Annotated in this window: 23 protein-coding genes and 1 pseudogene; 22 read left to right on the top strand and 2 right to left on the bottom strand. The window is 65.8% G+C overall.

Annotated features, from left to right (window positions below):
- Positions 1–42 precede the first annotated feature (42 nt).
- The 3 genes from hisN to DB708_RS05000 all read left to right on the top strand — a co-directional run bounded on the left by hisN (position 43) and on the right by DB708_RS05000 (position 3,534).
- Entirely contained in the window at positions 43–825 is a 783-nt protein-coding gene (gene hisN, locus DB708_RS04990) for a histidinol-phosphatase (RefSeq protein WP_108920830.1), read from the top strand.
- Positions 826–902: 77 nt separating this feature from the next.
- The gene (locus tag DB708_RS04995) at positions 903–2,300 is read left to right on the top strand and encodes an acyl-CoA dehydrogenase family protein (protein WP_108920831.1); all 1,398 of its coding nucleotides are present in this window, start codon (positions 903–905) and stop codon (positions 2,298–2,300) included.
- A 25-nt stretch (positions 2,301–2,325) separates the two neighbouring features.
- A complete protein-coding gene (locus DB708_RS05000) occupies positions 2,326–3,534 on the top strand; it encodes an acyl-CoA dehydrogenase family protein (protein ID WP_108920832.1) in 1,209 nt (402 codons plus the stop codon).
- On the opposite strand, the gene DB708_RS05005 is transcribed toward DB708_RS05000, so the two are convergent.
- Positions 3,527–4,063: a GNAT family N-acetyltransferase gene (locus tag DB708_RS05005; RefSeq protein ID WP_108920833.1), complete on the bottom strand. Its 537-nt coding sequence runs from the start codon at positions 4,061–4,063 to the stop codon at positions 3,527–3,529. The genes DB708_RS05000 and DB708_RS05005 overlap by 8 nt on opposite strands.
- Entirely contained in the window at positions 4,063–4,920 is an 858-nt protein-coding gene (locus DB708_RS05010) for an oxidoreductase (RefSeq protein ID WP_108920834.1), read from the bottom strand. The genes DB708_RS05005 and DB708_RS05010 overlap by 1 nt, the downstream gene beginning before the upstream one ends.
- A 22-nt stretch (positions 4,921–4,942) precedes the next feature.
- Here DB708_RS05010 and DB708_RS05015 point away from each other — a divergent pair, with 22 nt between their 5' ends.
- The 19 genes and pseudogenes from DB708_RS05015 (at position 4,943) to nuoF (ending at position 21,353) form a co-directional block, all read left to right on the top strand.
- Entirely contained in the window at positions 4,943–5,941 is a 999-nt protein-coding gene (locus tag DB708_RS05015; RefSeq protein WP_108920835.1) for an acrylyl-CoA reductase family protein, read from the top strand.
- A gap of 63 nt (positions 5,942–6,004) precedes the next feature.
- Positions 6,005–6,973 (top strand): NADPH:quinone oxidoreductase family protein, encoded by a 969-nt coding sequence (locus DB708_RS05020; RefSeq protein WP_108920836.1) that lies wholly within the window; start codon positions 6,005–6,007, stop codon positions 6,971–6,973.
- Between the two features lie 105 nt (positions 6,974–7,078).
- Positions 7,079–8,160 (top strand): annotated as a pseudogene (locus tag DB708_RS05025) (homogentisate 1,2-dioxygenase).
- A 1-nt stretch (position 8,161) separates the two neighbouring features.
- Entirely contained in the window at positions 8,162–9,367 is a 1,206-nt protein-coding gene (locus DB708_RS05030; protein WP_108920837.1) for an alpha/beta hydrolase, read from the top strand.
- Positions 9,364–10,569 carry a CaiB/BaiF CoA transferase family protein gene (locus DB708_RS05035; RefSeq protein ID WP_108920838.1) on the top strand — a complete coding sequence of 402 codons (1,206 nt, stop codon included), beginning with the start codon at positions 9,364–9,366 and terminating at the stop codon, positions 10,567–10,569. The genes DB708_RS05030 and DB708_RS05035 overlap by 4 nt, the downstream gene beginning before the upstream one ends.
- A complete protein-coding gene (locus DB708_RS05040) occupies positions 10,566–11,462 on the top strand; it encodes a hydroxymethylglutaryl-CoA lyase (protein WP_108920839.1) in 897 nt (298 codons plus the stop codon). Before DB708_RS05035 ends, DB708_RS05040 begins: the two co-directional genes overlap by 4 nt.
- Entirely contained in the window at positions 11,462–12,091 is a 630-nt protein-coding gene (locus tag DB708_RS05045; RefSeq protein WP_108920840.1) for a TetR/AcrR family transcriptional regulator, read from the top strand. The genes DB708_RS05040 and DB708_RS05045 overlap by 1 nt, the downstream gene beginning before the upstream one ends.
- A gap of 24 nt (positions 12,092–12,115) precedes the next feature.
- The gene (locus DB708_RS05050) at positions 12,116–13,354 is read left to right on the top strand and encodes an acyl-CoA dehydrogenase family protein (protein WP_108920841.1); all 1,239 of its coding nucleotides are present in this window, start codon (positions 12,116–12,118) and stop codon (positions 13,352–13,354) included.
- Positions 13,351–14,340 carry a phosphotransferase family protein gene (locus DB708_RS05055; RefSeq protein ID WP_108920842.1) on the top strand — a complete coding sequence of 330 codons (990 nt, stop codon included), beginning with the start codon at positions 13,351–13,353 and terminating at the stop codon, positions 14,338–14,340. The genes DB708_RS05050 and DB708_RS05055 overlap by 4 nt, the downstream gene beginning before the upstream one ends.
- Complete coding sequence (locus tag DB708_RS05060) at positions 14,337–14,675, top strand: DUF6285 domain-containing protein (RefSeq protein WP_108920843.1); 339 nt, start codon at positions 14,337–14,339, stop codon at positions 14,673–14,675. Before DB708_RS05055 ends, DB708_RS05060 begins: the two co-directional genes overlap by 4 nt.
- 9 nt (positions 14,676–14,684) lie before the next feature.
- Positions 14,685–15,086, top strand: coding sequence for a nuclear transport factor 2 family protein (locus tag DB708_RS05065; RefSeq protein ID WP_108920844.1), 402 nt, complete (start codon positions 14,685–14,687; stop codon positions 15,084–15,086).
- An 8-nt stretch (positions 15,087–15,094) separates the two neighbouring features.
- Positions 15,095–15,631: a YceI family protein gene (locus DB708_RS05070; RefSeq protein ID WP_108920845.1), complete on the top strand. Its 537-nt coding sequence runs from the start codon at positions 15,095–15,097 to the stop codon at positions 15,629–15,631.
- 30 nt (positions 15,632–15,661) lie between these two features.
- Positions 15,662–16,063: an Rv3143 family two-component system response regulator gene (locus DB708_RS05075; RefSeq protein ID WP_108920846.1), complete on the top strand. Its 402-nt coding sequence runs from the start codon at positions 15,662–15,664 to the stop codon at positions 16,061–16,063.
- A 222-nt stretch (positions 16,064–16,285) separates the two neighbouring features.
- The gene (locus DB708_RS05080; RefSeq protein WP_108920847.1) at positions 16,286–16,663 is read left to right on the top strand and encodes an NADH-quinone oxidoreductase subunit A; all 378 of its coding nucleotides are present in this window, start codon (positions 16,286–16,288) and stop codon (positions 16,661–16,663) included.
- 8 nt (positions 16,664–16,671) lie between these two features.
- Positions 16,672–17,226 (top strand): NuoB/complex I 20 kDa subunit family protein, encoded by a 555-nt coding sequence (locus tag DB708_RS05085; RefSeq protein WP_036467525.1) that lies wholly within the window; start codon positions 16,672–16,674, stop codon positions 17,224–17,226.
- On the top strand, positions 17,223–17,951 hold the full coding sequence (locus tag DB708_RS05090; protein ID WP_108920848.1) for an NADH-quinone oxidoreductase subunit C: 729 nt from the start codon (positions 17,223–17,225) through the stop codon (positions 17,949–17,951). The genes DB708_RS05085 and DB708_RS05090 overlap by 4 nt, the downstream gene beginning before the upstream one ends.
- On the top strand, positions 17,951–19,276 hold the full coding sequence (gene nuoD / locus DB708_RS05095; protein ID WP_108920849.1) for an NADH dehydrogenase (quinone) subunit D: 1,326 nt from the start codon (positions 17,951–17,953) through the stop codon (positions 19,274–19,276). Before DB708_RS05090 ends, nuoD begins: the two co-directional genes overlap by 1 nt.
- Positions 19,273–20,040: an NADH-quinone oxidoreductase subunit NuoE gene (gene nuoE / locus DB708_RS05100; protein ID WP_108920850.1), complete on the top strand. Its 768-nt coding sequence runs from the start codon at positions 19,273–19,275 to the stop codon at positions 20,038–20,040. Before nuoD ends, nuoE begins: the two co-directional genes overlap by 4 nt.
- Positions 20,037–21,353 (top strand): NADH-quinone oxidoreductase subunit NuoF, encoded by a 1,317-nt coding sequence (nuoF, locus tag DB708_RS05105; protein ID WP_108920851.1) that lies wholly within the window; start codon positions 20,037–20,039, stop codon positions 21,351–21,353. The genes nuoE and nuoF overlap by 4 nt, the downstream gene beginning before the upstream one ends.
- Positions 21,354–21,356: the final 3 nt, after the last annotated feature.

A 21,356-nucleotide genomic window follows, 5' to 3' on the forward strand; every position in this document is an offset into this window, starting at 1 on the left:
ACGCCGCACACGGCCACTGACCGCCGTGGTAGGACTGCTGGCATGAGTCAGGATGATCTCGCGTTGGCGACAACGCTTGCCGACCGCGCCGATGCGCTGACCCGCGACCGGTTCGGCGCGCTGGACCTGCACGTCGACACCAAACCGGACCTGACTCCGGTCACCGACGCCGACCGGGCGGTCGAAGCCGACCTGCGTGAGGTGCTCGGGCGCGAGCGGCCCGGCGACAGCGTCGTCGGCGAGGAATTCGGCGGGACCACCACGTTCACCGGGCGTCAATGGGTCATCGACCCGATCGACGGCACCAAGAACTTCGTTCGCGGAGTACCGGTGTGGGCGAGTTTGATCGCCCTGCTCGAAGACGGCGTCCCAGTGGTAGGCGTCGTGAGTGCGCCCGCGCTGCAACGTCGGTGGTGGGCGGCCAGCGGCCGGGGGGCCTTCGTGTCGGTCAACGGTGCGCCGCCGCGCCCGCTGTCGGTATCGTCGGTGGCACAACTGGATTCGGCGAGCCTCTCGTTCTCCAGCCTGTCGGGGTGGGCGCAGCGCGGCCTGCGGGAACGCCTCATCGAGCTGACCGATGCGGTGTGGCGGGTACGCGCCTACGGCGACTTCTTCTCGTATTGCCTGCTTGCCGAGGGGGCCGTCGATATCGCGGCAGAACCGGAAGTCTCGGTGTGGGACCTGGCCGCGCTCGACATCCTGGTCCGCGAGGCGGGCGGCACATTCACCGGCCTGGACGGCGCCGCGGGCCCACACGGCGGCGACGTCGTGGCGACAAACGGCCTGCTACACGAGCGTGTACTGCGCAGCCTTGGTGTGAATTAGTTAACAAGCTCTCTTTATCTTACTCCGGAGTAAGATAGTCTTCCGACTGCATCGCCCCAACTACCGAGGCTGCTGACATGACGGACTCTGCTTCCGGCTCAAATACCTCCCGCCCGCGCGCCAAACGGCGCGGCCGCAACACCGGCGTCGGATTGCAACCGCACAAACGCACCGGGATCGACATCACCATGGCGCTGCTCACGCCGATTGTCGGCCAGGAGTTCCTGGACAAATACCATCTGCGCGACCCGATAAACCGGGGCCTGCGCTACGGCACAAAAACGATCTTCTCAACCGCCGGCGCCGCTTCCCGGCAGTTCAAACGCGTGCAGAACCTCCGCGGTGGCCCGACCCGCCTCAAATCCAGCGGCAAGGATTTCTACGACCTGACGCCCGACGACGAGCAGAAGATGATCGTCGAGACCCTAGAGGAATTCGCCGAAGAAGTGCTGCGGCCCGCGGCGCCCGACGCTGACGCCGCCGCGAGCTACCCACCGGAGCTGATCGCGAAGGCCGCCGATCTGGGTATCACCGCGATCAACATCCCCGAGGATTTCGACGGCATTGCCGCACACCGCTCAAGCGTGACCAACGTGCTGGTGGCCGAGGCGCTGGCCTATGGCGATATGGGGCTGGCACTGCCGATCCTGGCGCCGGGCGGCGTGGCGTCCGCGCTGACCCATTGGGGCAGCGCGGACCAGCAGGCAACATATCTGAAAGAGTTTGCGGGCGAGAATGTTCCGCAGGCCTGCGTGGCCATTGCAGAACCGCGGCCACTGTTCGACCCCACCCGCCTGAAGACCACCGCGGTGCGTACACCCAGCGGATACCGGCTCGACGGCGTGAAGTCTTTGGTCCCGGCCGCGGCCGACGTTGAGCTGTTCATCGTCGGCGCGCAACTGAATGGCAGGCCCGCGTTGTTCATCGTCGAGTCCGCCGCCAAAGGCCTTACCGTCAAGGCGGATCCGAGCATGGGTATCCGTGCCGCGGCCCTGGGCCAGCTCGAGCTCTCTGGGGTGTCGGTGCCGCTGAATGCCCGGCTGGGTGAAGACGAAGCCACCGATGACGACTATTCCGAGGCGATCGCGCTGTCCCGGCTGGGCTGGGCGGCACTGGCCGTCGGGACCTCGCACGCGGTCCTGGACTACGTCATCCCGTATGTGAAAGAACGCGAGGCATTCGGCGAACCCGTCGCCCATCGGCAGGCCGTCGCGTTCATGTGCGCCAACATCGCCATCGAGCTGGACGGACTGCGGCTGATCACCTGGCGCGGCGCCGCGCGGGCCGAACAAGGACTCCCGTTCATTCGCGAGGCGGCACTGGCCAAGCGACTGGGCGCCGACAAGGCCATGCAGATCGGCCTGGACGGCGTGCAACTGCTCGGCGGCCATGGCTACACGAAAGAACACCCGGTCGAACGCTGGTACCGCGACCTGCGGGCCGTCGGCGTCGCCGAAGGCGTAGTCCTTATCTAAGTCGTCATCTAGCGAAAGACCTTTCATGGCAATCAATCTGGAACTGCCCCGCAAGATGCAAGCGGTGGTCGACAAGGCACACCAGGCCGGCGCCGAAATGATGCGCCCGATCGCCCGCAAATACGACCTCAAGGAACACGCGTATCCGGTGGAGCTGGACACGTTGGCCAATCTGTTCTCCGGGGCCGCTGAATCCAACGCCCTGGGCCTGGCGGGAGCCGAAGCGCTCCGTAGCGCCGAAGGCAAGGAAGAAAACCGCAATGGCGCCAACATGGCTGCGGTGCTGCAAACCCTGGAAGCCTGTTGGGGCGACGCGGCATTGATGCTGTCCATCCCCTACCAAGGTCTGGGCAATGCGGCGATCTCGGGTGTGGCAACCGACGAGCAATTGCAGCGGCTAGGCAGAGTCTGGGCCGCGATGGCCATCACCGAACCCGCGTTCGGGTCCGACTCGGCGGCGGTATCCACCACCGCAAAACTGGACGGCGACGAGTATGTGATCAACGGCGAAAAGATCTTCGTCACCGCGGGTTCGAGAGCCACCCATATCGTGGTGTGGGCGACGCTGGACAAATCACAGGGCCGGGCGGCGATCAAATCATTCGTCGTGCCGCGCGAACATCCGGGTGTCAGCGTCGAGCGGCTGGAGAACAAGCTCGGCATCAAGGGCTCCGACACCGCCGTTCTCCGGTTCGACAACGCGCGGATACCGAAAGACAACCTGCTGGGTAAGCCGGAAATCGAGTCCGGCAAAGGGTTTTCCGGTGTGATGGAGACCTTCGACAGCACCCGGCCGGCGGTGGCCGCCATGGCCCTGGGCATTGCCCGCGCCTCGCTGGAAGAGCTGCGAACGATCCTGACCGAGGCCGGGGTGGAGATTTCCTACGACAGGCCGGCGCACGCCCAAAGCGCTGCCGCCGCCGAGTTTCTGCGGATGGAGGCCGACTGGGAGGCGGCCTACCAGCTGACCCTGCGCGCCGCCTGGCAAGCCGACAACAAGATCCCCAACTCCAAAGAAGCATCGATGGCCAAAGCCAAGGCCGGCCGGGTGGGCACCGACATCACCCTGAAGGCCGTCGAATTGGCTGGTACTGCAGGCTATTCAGAGCAGACGCTGTTGGAGAAGTGGGCACGCGATTCGAAGATCATGGATATCTTCGAAGGTACCCAACAAATTCAGCAGCTGGTCGTGGCCCGCCGCCTGCTGGGTCTCTCGTCCGCCGAACTCAAGTAGCGATCGGACGCGGCGGGTCGACCTCGTCGTCGGGCCCGAGCAGGTCAAGCTGCCACCAGGCGACGTCATGCCACGCGCCGAGTTTCCATCCGACGCGCTGGTAGTGACCCGCGGGGTGAAAGCCGAACGCCGCATGCAGCGCATTGCTAGCCTCGTTGGGTTGCGCGATACCGGCGAACGCTCGCCGGAAGCCGCGTTCGCCCAGCCGATGTAGCAGTTCGGCATAGAGCATCCGGCCACCGCCGGCGCCACGCCTGTGCTGAGTGAGATAGACGCTCGTCTCGACCGACCATAGGTAGGCGGCACGTGGATTGAACTGCTGCGCATAGGCATAACCGATGACGTTGTCATCCGCCTCGAGCACCAGCCATTCGTGCGTTGCGAGCGCTTTGTCGATGCGCTCGGCCATCTGCCCCGCCGTGGGCACGTCGGTCTCGAACGTGATCGCAGTGTCCAGCACGTAGGGCCGGTAGATGTCCACGCACGCCGCGGCGTCGGCTGCGGTCGCGCGTCGAACGCGTGGCGGCATCAGGCAGCGACTGCGTTCAGCTGCTCGCGGGTGTCCGAGTCGAGCTCGATCGAAGCGACGTCCAGGTTCTCCTCGAGGTGCGCCACCGTGGAGGTGCCCGGAATCAGCAGCACATTGGGCGCCACGCTCAGCGTCCATGCCAACGCGACCTGCGCTGGGGTGCGCCCGAGTCGTTCGGCGGCCTTGCCTACCAGCTCGTGATTGAGCACCGGGTTCGGCCGCATGAAAGCCGCCCCCAGTGGGAAGAACGGAACGAACGCGATCCCCTGCCTGGTGCACTCGTCCAGCACTGCGGCCGAGTCCCGCTGGACCAGATTGAAAGCGTTTTGCACACAAGCGATCTCGGTGCGCTCCACGGCATGCAGCAGGTGTTCACGGTTAATGTTGCTCAACCCGATTCCGTCGATCAACCCCTCGTCGCGAGCATCAATCATGACCGAGAGCTGATCGTCGAACTGCTGGTTGGGCCCGTCGCTCTCGAAGAGCCGCAGATTGACCGCGGCCAATCGATCGACGCCGAGCGTCCGCAAATTCGCTTCGATGTCGCGGCGTAGGTCGGCCGGCTCGCTGACCGGCAGCCAGCCGCCCGCGTCATCGCGACGCCCGCCGACCTTGCTCACCAAAGCCAGGTTCTCCGGGTACGGGTGCAGCGCCTCGCGGATGAGCTCATTGGCGACATCCGGGCCGTAGAACTGTGCGGTGTCAATATGGTCGACGCCGCGTTCGACGGCCCTGCGCAGCACGGCCAGCGCCTCGTCGCGATCGCGCGGCGGCCCCAGCACACCAGGACCAGGCAGTTGCATGGCGCCGAAGCCAATCCGGGCTACCGAGAAGCGACCGAGTGGAAAGCGATCCATAGGGTGAGGTTAGCGTCGTCGTATGGACACTTTTCACGCGCTGGTAGCCCGCCAAGATGGTGACCAAGTTTCCGCGTCGGTCGAGACGCTCAGCTTGTCTGACCTGCCGCCCGGTGAAGTGACGATCCGGGTGCTGTTTTCCAGCGTCAACTACAAGGACGCGCTGGCGCTGACGCCTAAGGGCGGCGTGGTCCGCGACTATCCGATCGTGCCCGGCATCGACATCACCGGCGAAGTCGTCGAATCGCAGTCACCGGACTTTAGCGTGGGCGCCAAGGTGTTGGCCCACGGGTATCAGATCGGCACCGGCCACCACGGCGGCTACGCCGAGTATGCGCGGCTGCCTGCCGACCAGCTGGTGGCATTGGGCGCGCTGAGCCCGCACCAGGGTGCCGCCATCGGAACCGCCGGTTTCACCGCCGCGATGAGTGTGCAAGCGCTGATCGATTGGGGCATCACGCCCGACGACGGTCCCATCGTCGTCACCGGCGCCTCCGGCGGCGTCGGGTCGGTCAGCGTGGACCTGCTGTCGGCCGCCGGCTACCAGGTGGTCGCCTCCAGCGGTAAGGAGAAAGCCGCCGGAATGCTGAAAGACCTTGGTGCCGCGGAGGTTATCGGTCGGCTACCCGCCGATCCCGACGCCAAGCCGCGACCGCTGGCCAAGGCGCGTTGGGCAGGCGCGGTGGACTGCGTCGGGGGTGCGACGCTGGCCGATGTGCTCAGTACCATCGAATACGGCGGGGCCGTGGCAGCCAGCGGCCTCACCGGCGGACCGGCGCTGCACACCACGGTGATGCCGTTCATCCTGCGCGGCGTCTCCCTGCTCGGGATGGACTCGGTGCTGATGCCGATCGCCCGACGCCGCGAGCTGTGGGCGCTGCTCGGCGACTCCTTGCGGCCGCGGCATCTGGACACAGTCACCAGCGATGTTGACGTCAAAGACGTCGTCGGCGTGCTGGATCAACTGCGCGCGGGCACCTTCTCCGGTCGCGCGGTGGTACGCGTCGCCGGCGGATTCTGAGCTGGCAGTAGGCTATTCGAGCGCTCGCCGGAAGGTTTCGGCCCCATCGACAACGGAGGCAGCATGCGTGCAGCACGGGTGACGCGGCTAGATGGTCCAGACGCGATCGAGGTCGGCGAGGTCGACGAACCCACCAGCGACGGGATCGTCGTCGAGGTGCACGCGGCGGGCGCCGCGTTCCCGGACGCGTTGCTCACCCGCGGCCTCTATCAGTACCGGCCCGACCCACCGTTCGTGCTCGGAGCCGAGATCGCCGGGGTCGTTCGATCGGCACCGGACAACTCTGACTTCCGTCCCGACGACCGGGTTGTCGGCCTGACGATGCTGACCGGCGGCATGGCCGAAGTCGCGGTGCTCTCCCCGGGCCGAGCGTTCAAGCTGCCGGACAACGTGAGTTTCGAGGCGGGCGCCGGCCTACTGTTCAACGACCTGACGATGTACTTCGCGCTGACGGTGCGCGGCCGCCTGCAACAGGGCGAGACGGTGCTGGTGCACGGCGCGGCCGGCGGGATCGGAACCTCGACGCTGCGCCTGGCGCCCGCGCTCGGGGCGTCGCGCACCATCGCGGTGGTCAGCAGCGAGGAGAAGGCCCAGGTCGCGACCGCGGCGGGCGCAACCGATGTGGTGCTGGCCGACGGCTTCAAGGACGCGGTGAAGGAATTGACCGGCGGCCGCGGCGTCGACATGGTCGTGGACCCGGTCGGCGGTGACCGATTCACCGATTCCCTGCGCTCGCTCGTCCCGGGCGGACGGTTGCTGGTCATCGGTTTCACCGGTGGCGAGATTCCGACCGTTAAGGTAAATCGGCTGCTGCTCAACAACATTGACGTGGTCGGCGTCGGCTGGGGCGCCTGGACCGCGACGCACCCCAACGCGCTCGACGAGCAGTGGGCCGGACTCGAGCGCCTGCTGCGCTCCGGCCAGCTGGCCGCCCCGCAGCCGCAGGTCTTCCCGCTGGACCAAGCCGCCGCCGCCGTCGCGTCCATGGAGAACCGCACCGCTAAAGGAAAGGTCGTCCTTCGCGTCCGCTGAACCCGGCAACCGCGGACGGGAGGCCCTTGTGCGCGTCCAAAAGAGAAAGTAATGTCACTTTCAGTTTTGATCGCCTGACGGGCCGCCCACCACTCGGGAGTCACCATGGAATCGTTCGTTCACCTGCGTAAAGGCAAGACCCCGCATCGCTTGCACGCCGATCTAGACGGCCTCAAGGACGACGAGCTGGGCCGCGGCGGATTCACCGGACGGACGGCCAACATCTACCGCCGCCACGACCCCACCGCGTATCGGTCGGCCGGACCGCTGCGCCCGGTCGACGTGCTGTCCAGCGAGCTCAAGCCCAGCGACGCCTCCGACGCCAACGGCGGACCGCTGCTGATGTTCAGCAACGACGACTGCCGCATCCTGCTGAGCCGTCGCGCCGACGAGATACCCTACTTCGCCCGCCACGTCGACGGCGATCTGCTGTCCTTCGTTCACCAAGGCACCGGGCTGCTGGAGACCGAGTTCGGTCCGCTGCGCTACTCGGAGGGCGACTGGGTCTACATCCCGAAGGCCTGCACCTGGCGCCAGGTACCGGATCGCGAGACCACGCTGCTGATGATCGAGGCCACCGACGAGTTCCGGGTGCCACCGCCTGGCCCGCTGGGCCGGCACTTCCCGTTCGATCCGTCGCAGGCCACCATCCCCGAGCCGGCGCCGATCGACGACGACGGCCGCGACGAGTACCAGGTCCGGCTCGTCCACGAGGGCGGTCCGACAACACTTTTCTACCAACACAATCCGCTCGATGTCGAAGGATGGCGTGGCGACAACTTCGCCTTCACCTTCAATATCGACGACTACAACGTCATCACCTCCGACAGCGTCCACCTGCCGCCGACCGTGCATCTGTTCATGCAGGCCACCGGCGTCTACGTGATGAACTTCCTGCCCAAGCCTGCCGAGGGCGTTGCCGGCACCGAACGCACGCCCTGGTATCACCGCAATGTCGACTATGACGAGATCGCGTTCTTCCACGGCGGCTCGCTCTACGGCATCCCGATGCCCCCGGGTCTGATTAGCCATGCGCCGCAAGGGGTTCACCACGGCGCGCCGGAGAAGGCGCGTGAACGAGCACGCCGCAAGTTCGACGAGCACTCACGCGTCGACTGGCAAGTCATCGCCGTCGGCGCCTGACACCGTCACCCGAAGTATTGGCACACGACTTGGGACAACACTGACATGGGGAGCGCGCAAACTGTGAAACAAGCCGTCAAGCACGACTACGAACGAATTCCGTATCTGGTTGCCTTCCAGAACAATTCCAGCGTCCGCGATGTCTACGGCGGGCTGGCCGAGATCACCGTGCTGGAGAGCTACCTGCTCAAGCCGAAAGACAAGGCGTCGGACACCGTGCTGGTGTTCATGCATCCGATCGGCGGTGGCGCCTACCTGCCGATGATCAACGCGCTGGCCCGGGCCGGCCATCACGTCATCTACTGCAACAGCCGGTTCCGCGGCACGGATTCGGCGCTGCTGATGGAGAAGGTCGTCGAGGATCTCGGCGAGTGCATCAAGGATGCGAAAAACCGGCTGGGTTACTCCCGAGTGGTGCTCGCCGGGTGGAGTGGCGGCGGCTCGTTGTCCGTGTTCTACCAGCAGCAGGCCCAGCACGCGACGATCACGTCGAGCCTGACCGGGGACGGCCCGGACCTGACCGCGTTGGAGCTGCCCCCCGCCGACGCAATCATGCTGCTGGCTGCGCACATCAGCCGGCACGGCACGCTGACCGAATGGCTCGACGCGTCGATCCTCGACGAATCCGATCCCACCAAGCGGGATCCCGAGCTGGATATCTACAACCCCGACAACCCCAACCAGCCGCCCTACACCCAGGAGTTCCTGGACCGGTACCGTCAAGCGCAGATCGATCGCAACCGCCGCATCACCGCATGGGTCAAAGAGAAGCTGGCAGAATTGAGCGCTCAGGGCCGCCCCGACGACGAATTCGGATTCGTCGTGCACGGCACCATGGCCGACCCCCGATGGCTGGATCCCGCCGTGGATCCCAATGAGCGCACGCCGGGAACCTGCTACCTGGGTGACCCGCAGGTGGTCAACATGAGCCCGGTCGGGCTGGCCCGCTTCTCGACGCTGCGCGGCTGGTTGTCGCAATGGAGCTACGACGAGGCCCGCGGCGACGGCGTGGACTGCGGGCGAGACATCGCGATCCCCGCGCTGGTGATCGGCAACCTGGCCGACGACGCCTGCACACCCAGCCACACCCGGCGGCTGTTCGAAGCGATCGGGCATCCCGACAAGGAGATGCACGAAATCCCCGGCGCCACACACTATTACGCCGGCCCTGACCAACGCGACAAGCTGCGCAAGGCCGTCGACATCGTCACCGACTGGCTGATCAGGCACGAATTCGCGAGCGCCGAATGACTGTCAGCGGCCCGCTGGACGGCATCCGGGTGCTCGAACTGGGCACCTTGATCGCGGGTCCGTTCGCCGGCCGCTTACTCGGGGACATGGGCGCAGAGGTCATCAAGGTGGAGCCGCCGGGCGTCCCGGACCCGCTGCGCAACTGGGGCCAAACCGAACAGGACGGGCACCATGTCTACTGGACTGTGGCCGCGCGCAACAAGAAAGCCATCACGCTCGACCTGCGCCGGCCAGCTGGCCGCGAACTGTTCCTCGAACTCGTCGAGAAGTCCGACATCGTGGTCGAGAACTTCCGTCCGGGAACGCTGGAGAAGTGGGACCTGGGCTACGACGTGCTCAGCGCACGCAACGCGGGCATCATCCTGGTCCGGGTGTCGGGTTACGGACAGACCGGGCCCGACGCATACAAGGCGGGCTACGCCTCGGTGGCCGAGGCGTCCAGTGGACTGCGGCACCTCAACGGCTTTCCCGGCGGGCCGCCGCCCCGGCTTGCACTCTCCCTCGGCGACAGCCTGGCCGGCATGTTTGGGGCGCAGGGCGCGATGGCCGCACTGTATCGCCGCAGCGTGACCGGGCGGGGCCAGGTCGTCGACGTCGCACTGACCGAATCATGTTTAGCTATCCAGGAATCCACGATTCCCGATTACGACGTGGGCGGGGTGGTGCGCGGACCGTCGGGGACCCGCCTGGAGGGCATCGCGCCGTCCAACATCTATCGCAGCGCCGACGATTCCTGGATGGTGATCGCCGCCAACCAGGACACCGTGTTCGCCCGGCTGTGCACCGCGATGGGGCGCCCGGAGCTGGCCAGCGACGACCGGTTCGCCACCCACACCGCACGCGGCCGCAACCAGGACGAAATCGACAAGATCATCGGCGCCTGGGCCGCGGAGCGACAGCCCGCAGACATCGTCGAAACCCTCAGCGCCGCAGGCGTGATCGCCGGCCCCATCAACACCGTCGCGGAGGTGGTCGAAGATCCTCAGCTGCGGGCACGCGGCATGTTGGTCGAGCACTACGACGAACGCATCGAGCGCAATGTCTTAGGGCCCGGCGTCATTCCGGTGCTGTCGGAATCGCCGGGCACGATACGCCATGCCGGATCATCCTGCCCGGGCCAACACAACAACGACGTCTATGTGGGGCTGCTGGGCAAGACCGCCGCAAAGCTCGAGGAGTTGCGCACCGAGGGGGTGCTGTGAGCCAACACGTCGATATCCGTGAGGTGGCGCTGCGCGACGGGCTGCAGATCGAAACGCCAATCCCGTTGTCGGCCAAGCTGGAGCTGCTCGCGGCGGTGGCTGTCACCGGTGTACGCGAGGTGGAAGTGACGGCTTTTGTGTCCCCCACGAAGGTGCCGTCGATGGCCGACGCCGCCGAACTCGCGGCGCAACTGCACCTGTACCCCGACATCGAGTTCTCTGCGCTGGTCGCCAGCCCCAACGGCGCCAAGCGCGCCGTTGCCGCCGGCCTGCGGTCGATCGAGTACGTGGTGGCCGCCGACGACACGTTCAGCACGGCCAACGTCGGGCGCACCAGCGCGCAGGCCACCGACCAGATTGACGAGATCGTCGCAATCGCGCATGGCAGCGACGTCACCGTCGAGGTTGTCATCGCCACCGCGTGGGACTCGCCGTTCGAAGGCCCCACCCCGCCGCAGCGGGTGCTGGAGATCGCCGCGGCCGCGCGCGACCGCGGGGCCGACCGGTTGTCGATCGCCGACACCATCGGCACCACCACCCCGGGCCGGGTGAGTTCGCTGATCGCCCAACTGCATCCGGTGATCGGCGAGCTGCCGCTGGGCGCGCACTTCCACAACACCCGCGGTGCCGGTTTGGCCAGTGCGTATGCGGCCGTCAGTGCCGGAGTCACCCGGCTGGACGCCTCGGTCGGCGGGCTCGGCGGTTGCCCGTTCGCACCGGGCGCCACCGGCAACATCGCCACCGAGGATCTGGTTTACCTGCTGACCGACAGCGATATCGACGTCGACGTCGACCTGCAGGCCGCGATCGCCGCCGCCGATGTCGCGAAAACGGCTGTCCGCCATGACCTGCCAAGCGCGCTGCTGCGGGCCGGCGACCGGATCAGGAACTGATGCCCACGCCCGCCCCCGAATCGACGCGGCCACTGACATCTAAGGGCCGCCAGACCAGGCAGGCCATCGAACTTGCGGCGCGAAAACTGTTTGCCGAAAGAGGCTTTCACGGCACCACGCTGGCCGACATCACCTCGGCCGCGGGAAAATCACCGGCAGTCTTCTACCGGTACTTCGCCGACAAGGAAGATCTGCTGGCCGCCCTGGCGGAATCTTTCCTGCACGAGGTCGTCGCCCCGTCCGGGTTGAGTGTGCACCTACCGGATTCACCGGAAGATGACGCCTTCTTCACTTCGGTGGTCACCGGATACTGGAACATCTTCAAGCAGAACATCGGCATCATGATCGCCGTCGCCCAGCTGGCCACCACTCAGCAGCGGTTCGCCGTTGTGCAGAACGAGTTTCGGCGTTTCGGGATGGACATCGTGGCCGCATCGGTGCGGCGCGCTCAGCAGCAGGGGTATGGCGGCGAGCTCAACCCGCAGCACACTGCGGCGGCCATCGCGCTGCTATTCGAGAACTTCACCACCGTCTTCGTCGGACAGTCTGGTCTGGGAATGGAGATCAGCGACGAAGACGCCATCGTTACCCTGTCGACGATTTGGAAGAAGACCCTCTATGGCGCGTAACGCGAGAATCGCGAGGAGTTGACTATGGATTTCACCCTGCCAGAGCATCTTCCGGGCCTGCTAGCCGAGATGGATGCGTTCATCGAGGCGGAGATCAAGCCGCTGGAACGCGACAACATCCAGTATTTCGACCAGCGCCGAGAGCATGCTCGCACCGATTGGGATAACGACGGCATTCCGACTCTAGCGTGGGAGGAGCTGCTCTCCGAGATGCGGCGGCGCGCCGACAAGGCGGGCTGGCTGCGATACGGATTGCCGGCCGCGCTCGGCGGCCGCGACGGTTCCAACGTCGACATGGCGGTGATCCGGGAACACCTGGCGCACCAGGGACTTGGGCTGCACAATGATTTGCAGAACGAGTCGTCGATCGTCGGGAACTTTCCCCAGGTGATCATGATGGAGCGATTCGGCACCGACGAGCAGCGTCGCGCATGGTCCGAGGCGTTGATCACCGGGGAGCGGTCCATGGCGTTCGGACTGACCGAGCCGCAGCACGGATCCGACGCGACCTGGCTGGAGACTCACACCCAACGCGATGGTGACAGCTGGGTGATCAACGGCTCCAAGCGGTTCAACACCGGTGTGCACCGCGCCACGCATGACTTGGTCTTCGCCCGGACGTCCGGAGAGCCGGGGCAAGCCCGGGGTATCACCGCGTTTCTGGTCCCAACCGACACGCCCGGCTTCTCGGTCCCCTACTACTGGTGGACGTTCAACATGCCCACCGATCACGGCGAGGTCGAGTTGACCGATGTCCGCATCCCCGCCGACGCGGTGCTGGGCGAGGTCGACCGCGGCCTCGAAGTCGCGCAAACGTTCTTGCACGAGAACCGGATCCGCCAAGCCGCGAGCAGCCTGGGCGCGGCACAGTACTGCATCGACCGCGCCGCCGAATACGCCGCCAAGCGCACGGTGTTCGGCAAACCGTTATCGGTCAACCAGGCCGTGCAATGGCCGCTGGCCGAGCTGCAGACCGAAGCGCAGATGGTGCGGCTGTTGGTGCAATTCGCCGCTTGGCACTTGGATCGCGACCACCACATGGAGGTGTCGGACAAAGTGTCGATGGCGAACTATCGCGCCAACCGACTTGTCTGCGACGCTGCCGACCGCGCCATGCAGGTCTACGGCGGCCTCGGGTACACCCGCCATGAGCAGTTCGAGCACATCTACCGCCATCACCGCCGCTACCGCATTACCGAAGGGGCCGAGGAAATCCAGATTCGCCGAGTGGCGCAGCGGCTGTTCAAGTTTGGCAAGCAGTGACCGACGCTCACGAGCTGGCCCCAAGACTCGCCGGGGTACTAGAGCCGGCACTCGGCGCCGGCACCACGATCGAGAATCTGCGGGCGCTGACCGGAGGCGCCAGCCGCACCACGTGGGCGTTCGACGCAATCACCGGCACCCAACGGCACGCGCTGATCTTGCGCACCGGGCCACCCGGCGACGTGCACGCCGGCATGGAGCTCGAAGCCCGCTCGCAGGCGGCCGCCGCGGCGGCCGGGGCACCGGTCCCCCACATCCTGGTCGCCGACGATTCGATTGCCGCACTGGGTAATCCGTATCTCGTCTGCGATGAGATCAAGGGCGAGACCATCGTCCGGCGTATCCAGCGCCAGCTCGACGCCGCCGGCGGGCAAACCCGCCGAACCGAGCTGCTGCGGCAATGCGCACGGGCACTGGCGGCCATTCACCGCGCCGACCCGCAAATCCCCGGGCTGGCCTACCAGGACCAGCTCGTTGAATACCGCGGGCGGCTCGACGCGATGAACGACACCACCGCGACGTTCGAATGGGCGTTTCACTGGCTGGCCGCCCACCGACCGCACGCGTCGGCGACGGTCCTGGTGCACGGTGACTACCGGATGGGCAACCTCATCGTCGACGGATCCGACCTCGCCGCGGTCCTCGACTGGGAGTTGGTACACCTCGGCGAGGCCTACGAAGACCTGGCTTGGTTCTGCATTCGCGCCTGGCGATTCGGCGCTCCAGCCAGCCTTGGCGCCGGCGGCCTCGGCAGCATCGAGAGCTTCGTGCGCGACTACGAACAGGCCAGCGAAACCACCGTCGACCGAGTGGCACTGCACTGGTGGCTGGTGCTGGCCACCCTGCGCTGGGGTGTGATCTGCCGCTTCCAGGCGGAGCGGCACTTGAGCGGTCAATCCCGTTCGGTCGAACTGGCGACAATCGGTCGCCGGGTCAGCGAGACCGAGTGGGACATTCTCAACCTGCTCGAGGAGGTCCGGACGTGATCGGCGCGTACGGCCGCCCGCTGGCAGCCGAGCTGGTGGCCGCGGTGGCCGAATTCCTGGAGACCGACGTTCGGGCTGCGACCGACGGACAGGTCAACTTCCACTCCCGGGTGGCCGCCAACGCCTTGCGCATCGTCGAGCGCGAGTTGCTCGACGAGAGGCAGGCGCAGTCGCGAGCCGCGCTGGCCGTCTTGGGTTTCGACGACGAAGAACAACTCGCCGCCGCCATCCGGGCCGGCGAGCTCGACGAGCGTGCCGCCGAGGTCCTCGCCGGCCTAAGGACCCTGGTGCGCAATCGGTTGGCGGTTGCGCATCCCGGATACGACAGCGAATAGGAGCCTGACATGCCCGCTGCTACTGCTGAGGTCGTCGTCGACACGGCCGACCAGCTGTTCACATCGATCGCCAACGGCGACAAGGCCGCAGTCGACCGGCTGTGGAGCGACGACATCGCGGTGTGGCGGGTGGGCGCCAGCCGGGACAACGACAAGCCCCGGGCGCTGCGAGTCATCGACTGGTTCATCGGTGCCACCACCGAGCGCCGCTACGAAATCCTCGATCGTCGGCTCTTCGACGACGGATCGGTCAGCGGCTTCGTCCAGCAGCACGTCCTGCACGCCACCGGCCATCAGGGGCAATCGATCTCCATGCGTGTTTGTATCGTGATCAGGGTGGGCACAAACGGTCTGATCGACCGGATTGACGAGTACTTCGACCCCGCCGAAATCGCGCCGCTGATGAGGTGAGACGGACAATGACGACGCTGGAAACACTGCTGAATGATCCCGACCTGGCCGGGGTGTGGACCATCGTTGCGGACCGGTCGGCCGTCACCTTCAAGATCAGGAACATGTGGGGCCTGGTGAACGTCAAAGGCCGCTTCGCCGAGTTCACCGGCGACGGACAGCTCACCGGCAACGGCGCGGCCTTCGGCCGCCTCGACATCGACACCGCGTCGCTGCACACCGGCATCGGCCGTCGCGACGACCACCTGCGCGCGGCCGACTTCTTCGACGTCGAGCGTTTTCCCGAGATCAGCGTCGTCGTCACCGCGGTGCACCCGATCGAAGGCAAGACCGCGGAGCTGCGCGCCAGCTTCACCATCAAGGGAGTCACCGCCGGGCTCCAACTGCCCGTCACCGTCACCGAGGCCGGCGACGGTTCGATCCAGATCTCGGGCGAAACCACGATCGATCGATCCCAGTTCGACATCGGCTGGAACAAGTTCGGCATGATCGCGCCGGCGGCCAAGGCAGCGGTGCAGGCCGTTTTCGTGCGGTCTGGCCAATAAAGCCGGCCGCGCACCAGTAGCATCTGCACCGTGCCCGACGCCACCATCGCTCTGCGGATCCTCGTCTACAGCGACAATCCCAACACCCGCGACGAAGTGAAGCGGGCCCTGGGTAAGCGCCTGCACCCGGATCTGCCCGAGCTGAACTACGTCGAGGTGGCGACCGGCCCGATGGTGGTCCGCACCATGGACGAGGGCGGCATCGACCTTGCCATCCTCGATGGCGAAGCGACGCCGACCGGTGGCATGGGAATCGCCAAACAGCTCAAAGACGAACTCGAAACCTGTCCACCGATCCTGGTGCTCACCGGGCGCCCCGATGACGCGTGGCTGGCGAACTGGTCACGCGCGGAAGCCTCCGTGCCGCATCCGATCGACCCCATCGTGCTGGGTCGAACCGTGCTCGGGTTGCTCCGCACTCCCGCCATCTGAAGCCAACGACCTGCTGCTTCCCGGCGCCGTCCCGGCGCCGCGTTGGACGTACCCCAAAAACGTGCCGGATCTCACAGCATTAGCACCACCCCGAGCACGTGCCCCAGCCGCCTCAACGCTATGTTGAAGATCACTGTGACGGGCTACAGACCCGGCTCGTCACAGCAGCCCGGTCGCCGCCTGGTCGCTTTATAGGCGGCCCACGACGGATCTTGGAGCGAGTTGAACGTCTACATACCCATCCTGGTCCTAGGCGGAATCGCCACCGCCTTTGCTGTGGGCTCGGTCGTGATCGCGAGCCTGGCCGGCCCGTCGCGCTACAACAAGTCGAAGCTGGCGGCCTACGAGTGTGGAATCGAGCCGACCGAAACGTCGGTGAGTGGCCCGCATGCAACGCCCGGGCAGCGATTTCCGGTGAAGTATTACCTGACCGCAATGCTCTTCATCGTCTTCGACATCGAGATCGTCTTCTTGTATCCCTGGGCGGTCAGTTATGACGCGTTGGGATTCTTTGCTCTGGTCGAGATGGTGGTGTTCATGCTCACCGTTTTCGTGGCCTACGCCTACGTGTGGCGCCGCGGCGGCCTGACATGGGATTGAGGTAAACCGTGGGCTTGGAAGAACAGCTACCCGCCGGCATCCTGCTCGGGACTGTCGAGAAGATCGCCGGCTATGTCCGCAAGAACTCGCTGTGGCCGGCAACATTCGGCTTGGCCTGCTGCGCGATCGAGATGATGGCGACTGCCGGACCACGGTTCGACATCGCACGGTTTGGGATGGAGCGGTTTTCGGCAACACCGCGCCAGGCCGACCTGATGATCGTGGCCGGGCGGGTGAGCCAGAAGATGGCCCCGGTGCTGCGCCAGATCTATGACCAGATGGCAGAACCGAAATGGGTACTGGCCATGGGCGTCTGCGCGTCGTCCGGCGGGATGTTCAACAACTATGCGATCGTTCAGGGCGTGGACCACGTGGTTCCGGTGGACATCTACCTCCCCGGCTGCCCGCCCCGTCCGGAGATGCTCTTATACGCAATCCTCAAGCTGCACGAGAAGATTCAGGAAATGCCGCTCGGCGTGAACCGCGAGCAGGCCATCGCGGAAGCCGAGCAGGCCGCACTGGGCGCCCGGCCCACCATCGAGATGCGTGGACTGCTGCGATGAGCTCACCCGAACACGACCCCAAGGTAGCCGCCAGCGAAGTGGGTGGCGCGCTGCCCGCGCCCGACGAAGAAGTGATCAACGTGCGCCGTGGCATGTTCGGCATTTCGGGATCGGGTGACACGTCGGGATACGGGCGACTGGTACGGGAGGTCACGCTGCCGGGCAGCAGCCCCCGGCCCTACGGCGGTTATTTCGACGACGTCGTCGACCGGCTGGCCGACTCACTGAAGTCCGGCGACGTCGAATTCGAAAACGCCATAGAGAAAGTCGTCGTCGACCGCAACGAGCTGACGTTGCACGTGCGCCGCGAGGCACTGCCGCACGTGGCCCAACGTCTGCGCGACGATCCCGAGCTGCGCTTCGAGATGTGCCTGGGCGTCAACGGTGTGCATTACCCGCACGAAACGGGCCGCGAGTTGCACGCCGTGTACCCGTTGCTGTCGATCACGCACAATCGTCGAGTCCGGCTGGAAGTGTCTGCACCGGACGGTGATCCGCACATCCCGTCGCTATATGGGATCTACCCGACCAACGACTGGCACGAGCGCGAGACGTACGACTTCTTCGGCATCATCTTCGACGGGCACCCGTCGCTGACCCGCATCGAGATGCCCGACGACTGGCACGGCCATCCGCAACGCAAGGACTACCCGCTCGGCGGTATTCCCGTCGAGTACAAGGGAGCAGAGATACCCCCGCCCGACGAGCGGAGAGCGTACAACTAATGAGCACAATCACTGACTCGACGCACGATGGCGGCGCCGAAACTGTTGTTGTCGCTGGCGGACAGGACTGGGGGCAGGTCGTCGAAGCGGCCCGTGCCGCGGATCCCGGTGAGCGCATCGTCGTCAACATGGGGCCCCAGCACCCGTCCACGCATGGGGTGTTGCGCCTGATCCTCGAGATCGAAGGCGAAACCGTCACCGAGGTCCGGTGCGGAATCGGCTACCTGCACACCGGGATCGAGAAGAACCTCGAATACCGGTACTGGACGCAGGGTGTCACCTTCGTGACCCGGATGGATTACCTGTCACCGTTTTTCAACGAGACCGCATACTGCCTCGGGGTCGAGAAGCTGCTCGGCATCACCGATGAAATCCCGGAGCGGGTCAACGTCATTCGCGTCCTGATGATGGAGCTCAACCGGATCTCCTCGCACCTGGTGGCGCTGGCCACCGGCGGCATGGAACTGGGCGCGATGACGCCGATGTTCGTCGGCTTCCGGGGACGCGAGATCGTGCTCACCCTGTTCGAAAAGATCAGCGGTCTGCGGATGAACAGCGCCTACGTTCGCCCGGGCGGCGTGGCACAGGACTTACCGCCGGGCGCCGAGGCCGACATCGTCGAAGGCCTCAAGGGCTTGCGGCAAGTGCTGCGCGAAATGGGCGACCTGCTCAACGAAAACGCGATCTGGAAAGCGCGCACTCAAGACGTCGGCTACCTCGACTTGGCCGGATGCATGGCGCTGGGCATCACCGGCCCGATCCTGCGTGCCACCGGCTTGCCGCACGACCTGCGCAAGAGCGAGCCCTACTGCGGGTACCAGAACTACGAATTCGACGTGATCACCGCCGACACGTGTGATTCCTACGGGCGCTACATTATTCGCGTCAAGGAGATGTGGGAGTCGATCAAGATCGTCGAGCAGTGCCTGGACAAACTGAGGCCGGGACCGCACATGGTCGAGGATCGCAAGATCGCCTGGCCCGCCGACCTGAAGGTAGGCCCCGACGGCATGGGTAATTCGCCCGAGCACATCGCCAAGATCATGGGCGGCTCGATGGAAGCGTTGATCCACCACTTCAAGTTGGTCACCGAGGGCATCCGGGTGCCGGCCGGCCAGGTCTACAGCGCGGTGGAATCACCCCGGGGAGAACTCGGCGTGCACATGGTCAGCGACGGCGGAACCCGGCCCTACCGCGTGCATTATCGGGATCCGTCCTTCACCAATTTGCAGTCGGTCGCCGCGATGTGCGAGGGCGGCATGGTCGCCGACTTGATCACCGCGGTCGCCAGCATCGACCCGGTCATGGGCGGAGTCGACCGATGACCGCACCGGTGGGAGGCAGCGGCGAGCGGGTGTTCATCCGGCTGGGGCCACCGCCCGAAGAACCCAACCAGTTCGTGGTTGAGGGTGCGCCACAGTCGTATTCGCCGGAGATCCGGGCACGACTGGAGGTCGACGCCAAGGAGATCATCAGCCGCTACCCCAACAAGCGCTCCGCGTTGTTGCCATTGCTGCACCTGGTCCAGTCGGAGGATTCCTACCTGACACCGGCGGGCCTGGAGTTCTGCGGCGAGCAGATTGGACTGACCGGCGCCGAGGTGTCGGCGGTGGGCAGCTTCTACACGATGTACCGCCGCGGCCCCACCGGCGATTACCTGGTCGGCGTCTGCACCAACACGCTGTGTGCGGTGATGGGCGGTGACGCGGTATTCGACTCACTCAAAGAGCATCTCGGCATCGGCAACGACCAGACAACCCCCGACGGATCGGTCACCCTGCAGCACATCGAATGCAACGCCGCGTGCGACTTCGCGCCCGTGGTGTTGGTCAACTGGGAGTTCTACGACAACCAGACACCGGAATCGGCGCGCGAACTCGTCGACTCGCTGCGGGCCGGAAAGCCCAACGCGCCCACCCGCGGTGCGCCGCTGTGCAAGTTCCGCGAGACGTCGCGCATCTTGGCCGGCCTGCCCGACGAGCGCCCGGACGAGGGCCAAGGTGGCGCTGGCGCAGCCACTTTAGCCGGGCTGCAGGTGGCGAAGGAAAAGGGCATGGAACCCCCGCCGGCTCCCGGAGAGAAGTCATGACGACCCCGCTGACCCCGGTCATCAGCCGCTACTGGGACGATCCGAAGTCGTTCACGCTACAGACCTACCAGCGCCACGACGGCTACCAGGCGCTGAAGAAGGCCCTGAAGATGGAGCCCGACGCGGTGATTGGGGCCGTGAAGGACTCGGGCCTGCGCGGTCGCGGCGGCGCCGGCTTCTCGACCGGTACGAAGTGGTCGTTCATCCCGCAAGGCGACTCCGGCGCGGCCGCCAAGCCGCACTACCTGGTCGTCAACGCCGACGAATCAGAACCCGGTACGTGCAAAGACATTCCGCTGATGCTGGCGACACCCCACCTGCTGGTGGAGGGCGCCATCATCGCCTCCTACGCCATCCGGGCCAGCCACGCCTTCATCTACGTGCGCGGCGAAGTGGTGCCGGTGCTGCGCCGGCTGCAGAACGCGGTCGCCGAGGCTTACGCTGCAGGCTTTTTGGGCCGCGACATCGCGGGTTCGGGCTACGACCTGGAGCTGGTGGTGCACGCCGGTGCGGGCGCCTACATCTGTGGCGAGGAAACCGCGCTGCTGGAGGGTCTGGAGGGCCGGCGCGGCCAGCCCCGGCTGCGCCCGCCGTTCCCCGCCGTGGCCGGGCTTTACGGCTGCCCCACGGTGATCAACAACGTCGAGACCATCGCCAGCGTGCCGTCGATCATTCTCAACGGCGTCGAGTGGTTCCGGTCGATGGGCAGCGAGAAATCGCCTGGCTTCACGCTGTATTCGCTGTCCGGGCACGTCACTCGTCCCGGCCAATACGAGGCCCCGCTGGGCATCACGCTGCGCGAGTTGCTCGACTACGCCGGCGGGGTCCGCGCCGGGCACCGCCTGAAGTTCTGGACACCGGGCGGGTCGTCGACACCACTGCTGACCGACGAACACCTCGACGTGCCACTGGATTACGAGGGCGTGGGTGCGGCCGGCTCGATGCTGGGCACCAAGGCGCTGGAGATCTTTGACGAGACGACCTGCGTGGTGCGCGCTGTGCAGCGCTGGACATACTTCTACAAGCACGAGTCGTGCGGGAAGTGCACGCCGTGTCGCGAGGGCACGTTCTGGCTGGACCAGATCTACACCCGGCTCGAGTCCGGCGAAGGCACCCACGAGGATCTCGACAAGCTGCTCGACATCTCCGACGCAATTCTCGGAAAGTCGTTCTGCGCGTTGGGCGATGGCGCGGCCAGCCCGGTGATGTCGTCGATCAAGCACTTCCGCGACGAGTACATCACCCACGTCGAAGGAGGCGGCTGCCCATTCGACCCACGAGACTCCATGTTGAGCACGAACGGAAAGGCTTGACAG

This window comes from Mycobacterium montefiorense (genome assembly GCF_003112775.1).
GTDB lineage: Bacteria > Actinomycetota > Actinomycetes > Mycobacteriales > Mycobacteriaceae > Mycobacterium > Mycobacterium montefiorense.

Coding starts and splice junctions, on each gene's coding strand:
- DB708_RS05050 (WP_108920841.1), top strand. CDS start 12,116: ATGGATTTCACCCTGCCAGAGCATCTTCCGGGCCTGCTAGCCGAGATG.
- DB708_RS05090 (WP_108920848.1), top strand. CDS start 17,223: ATGAGCTCACCCGAACACGACCCCAAGGTAGCCGCCAGCGAAGTGGGT.
- DB708_RS05000 (WP_108920832.1), top strand. CDS start 2,326: ATGGCAATCAATCTGGAACTGCCCCGCAAGATGCAAGCGGTGGTCGAC.
- DB708_RS05065 (WP_108920844.1), top strand. CDS start 14,685: ATGCCCGCTGCTACTGCTGAGGTCGTCGTCGACACGGCCGACCAGCTG.
- DB708_RS05020 (WP_108920836.1), top strand. CDS start 6,005: ATGCGTGCAGCACGGGTGACGCGGCTAGATGGTCCAGACGCGATCGAG.
- DB708_RS05010 (WP_108920834.1), bottom strand. CDS start 4,920: ATGGATCGCTTTCCACTCGGTCGCTTCTCGGTAGCCCGGATTGGCTTC.
- DB708_RS05035 (WP_108920838.1), top strand. CDS start 9,364: ATGACTGTCAGCGGCCCGCTGGACGGCATCCGGGTGCTCGAACTGGGC.
- DB708_RS05015 (WP_108920835.1), top strand. CDS start 4,943: ATGGACACTTTTCACGCGCTGGTAGCCCGCCAAGATGGTGACCAAGTT.
- nuoE (WP_108920850.1), top strand. CDS start 19,273: ATGACCGCACCGGTGGGAGGCAGCGGCGAGCGGGTGTTCATCCGGCTG.
- DB708_RS05005 (WP_108920833.1), bottom strand. CDS start 4,063: ATGCCGCCACGCGTTCGACGCGCGACCGCAGCCGACGCCGCGGCGTGC.
- nuoF (WP_108920851.1), top strand. CDS start 20,037: ATGACGACCCCGCTGACCCCGGTCATCAGCCGCTACTGGGACGATCCG.
- nuoD (WP_108920849.1), top strand. CDS start 17,951: ATGAGCACAATCACTGACTCGACGCACGATGGCGGCGCCGAAACTGTT.
- DB708_RS05030 (WP_108920837.1), top strand. CDS start 8,162: ATGGGGAGCGCGCAAACTGTGAAACAAGCCGTCAAGCACGACTACGAA.
- DB708_RS04995 (WP_108920831.1), top strand. CDS start 903: ATGACGGACTCTGCTTCCGGCTCAAATACCTCCCGCCCGCGCGCCAAA.
- DB708_RS05070 (WP_108920845.1), top strand. CDS start 15,095: ATGACGACGCTGGAAACACTGCTGAATGATCCCGACCTGGCCGGGGTG.
- hisN (WP_108920830.1), top strand. CDS start 43: ATGAGTCAGGATGATCTCGCGTTGGCGACAACGCTTGCCGACCGCGCC.
- DB708_RS05045 (WP_108920840.1), top strand. CDS start 11,462: ATGCCCACGCCCGCCCCCGAATCGACGCGGCCACTGACATCTAAGGGC.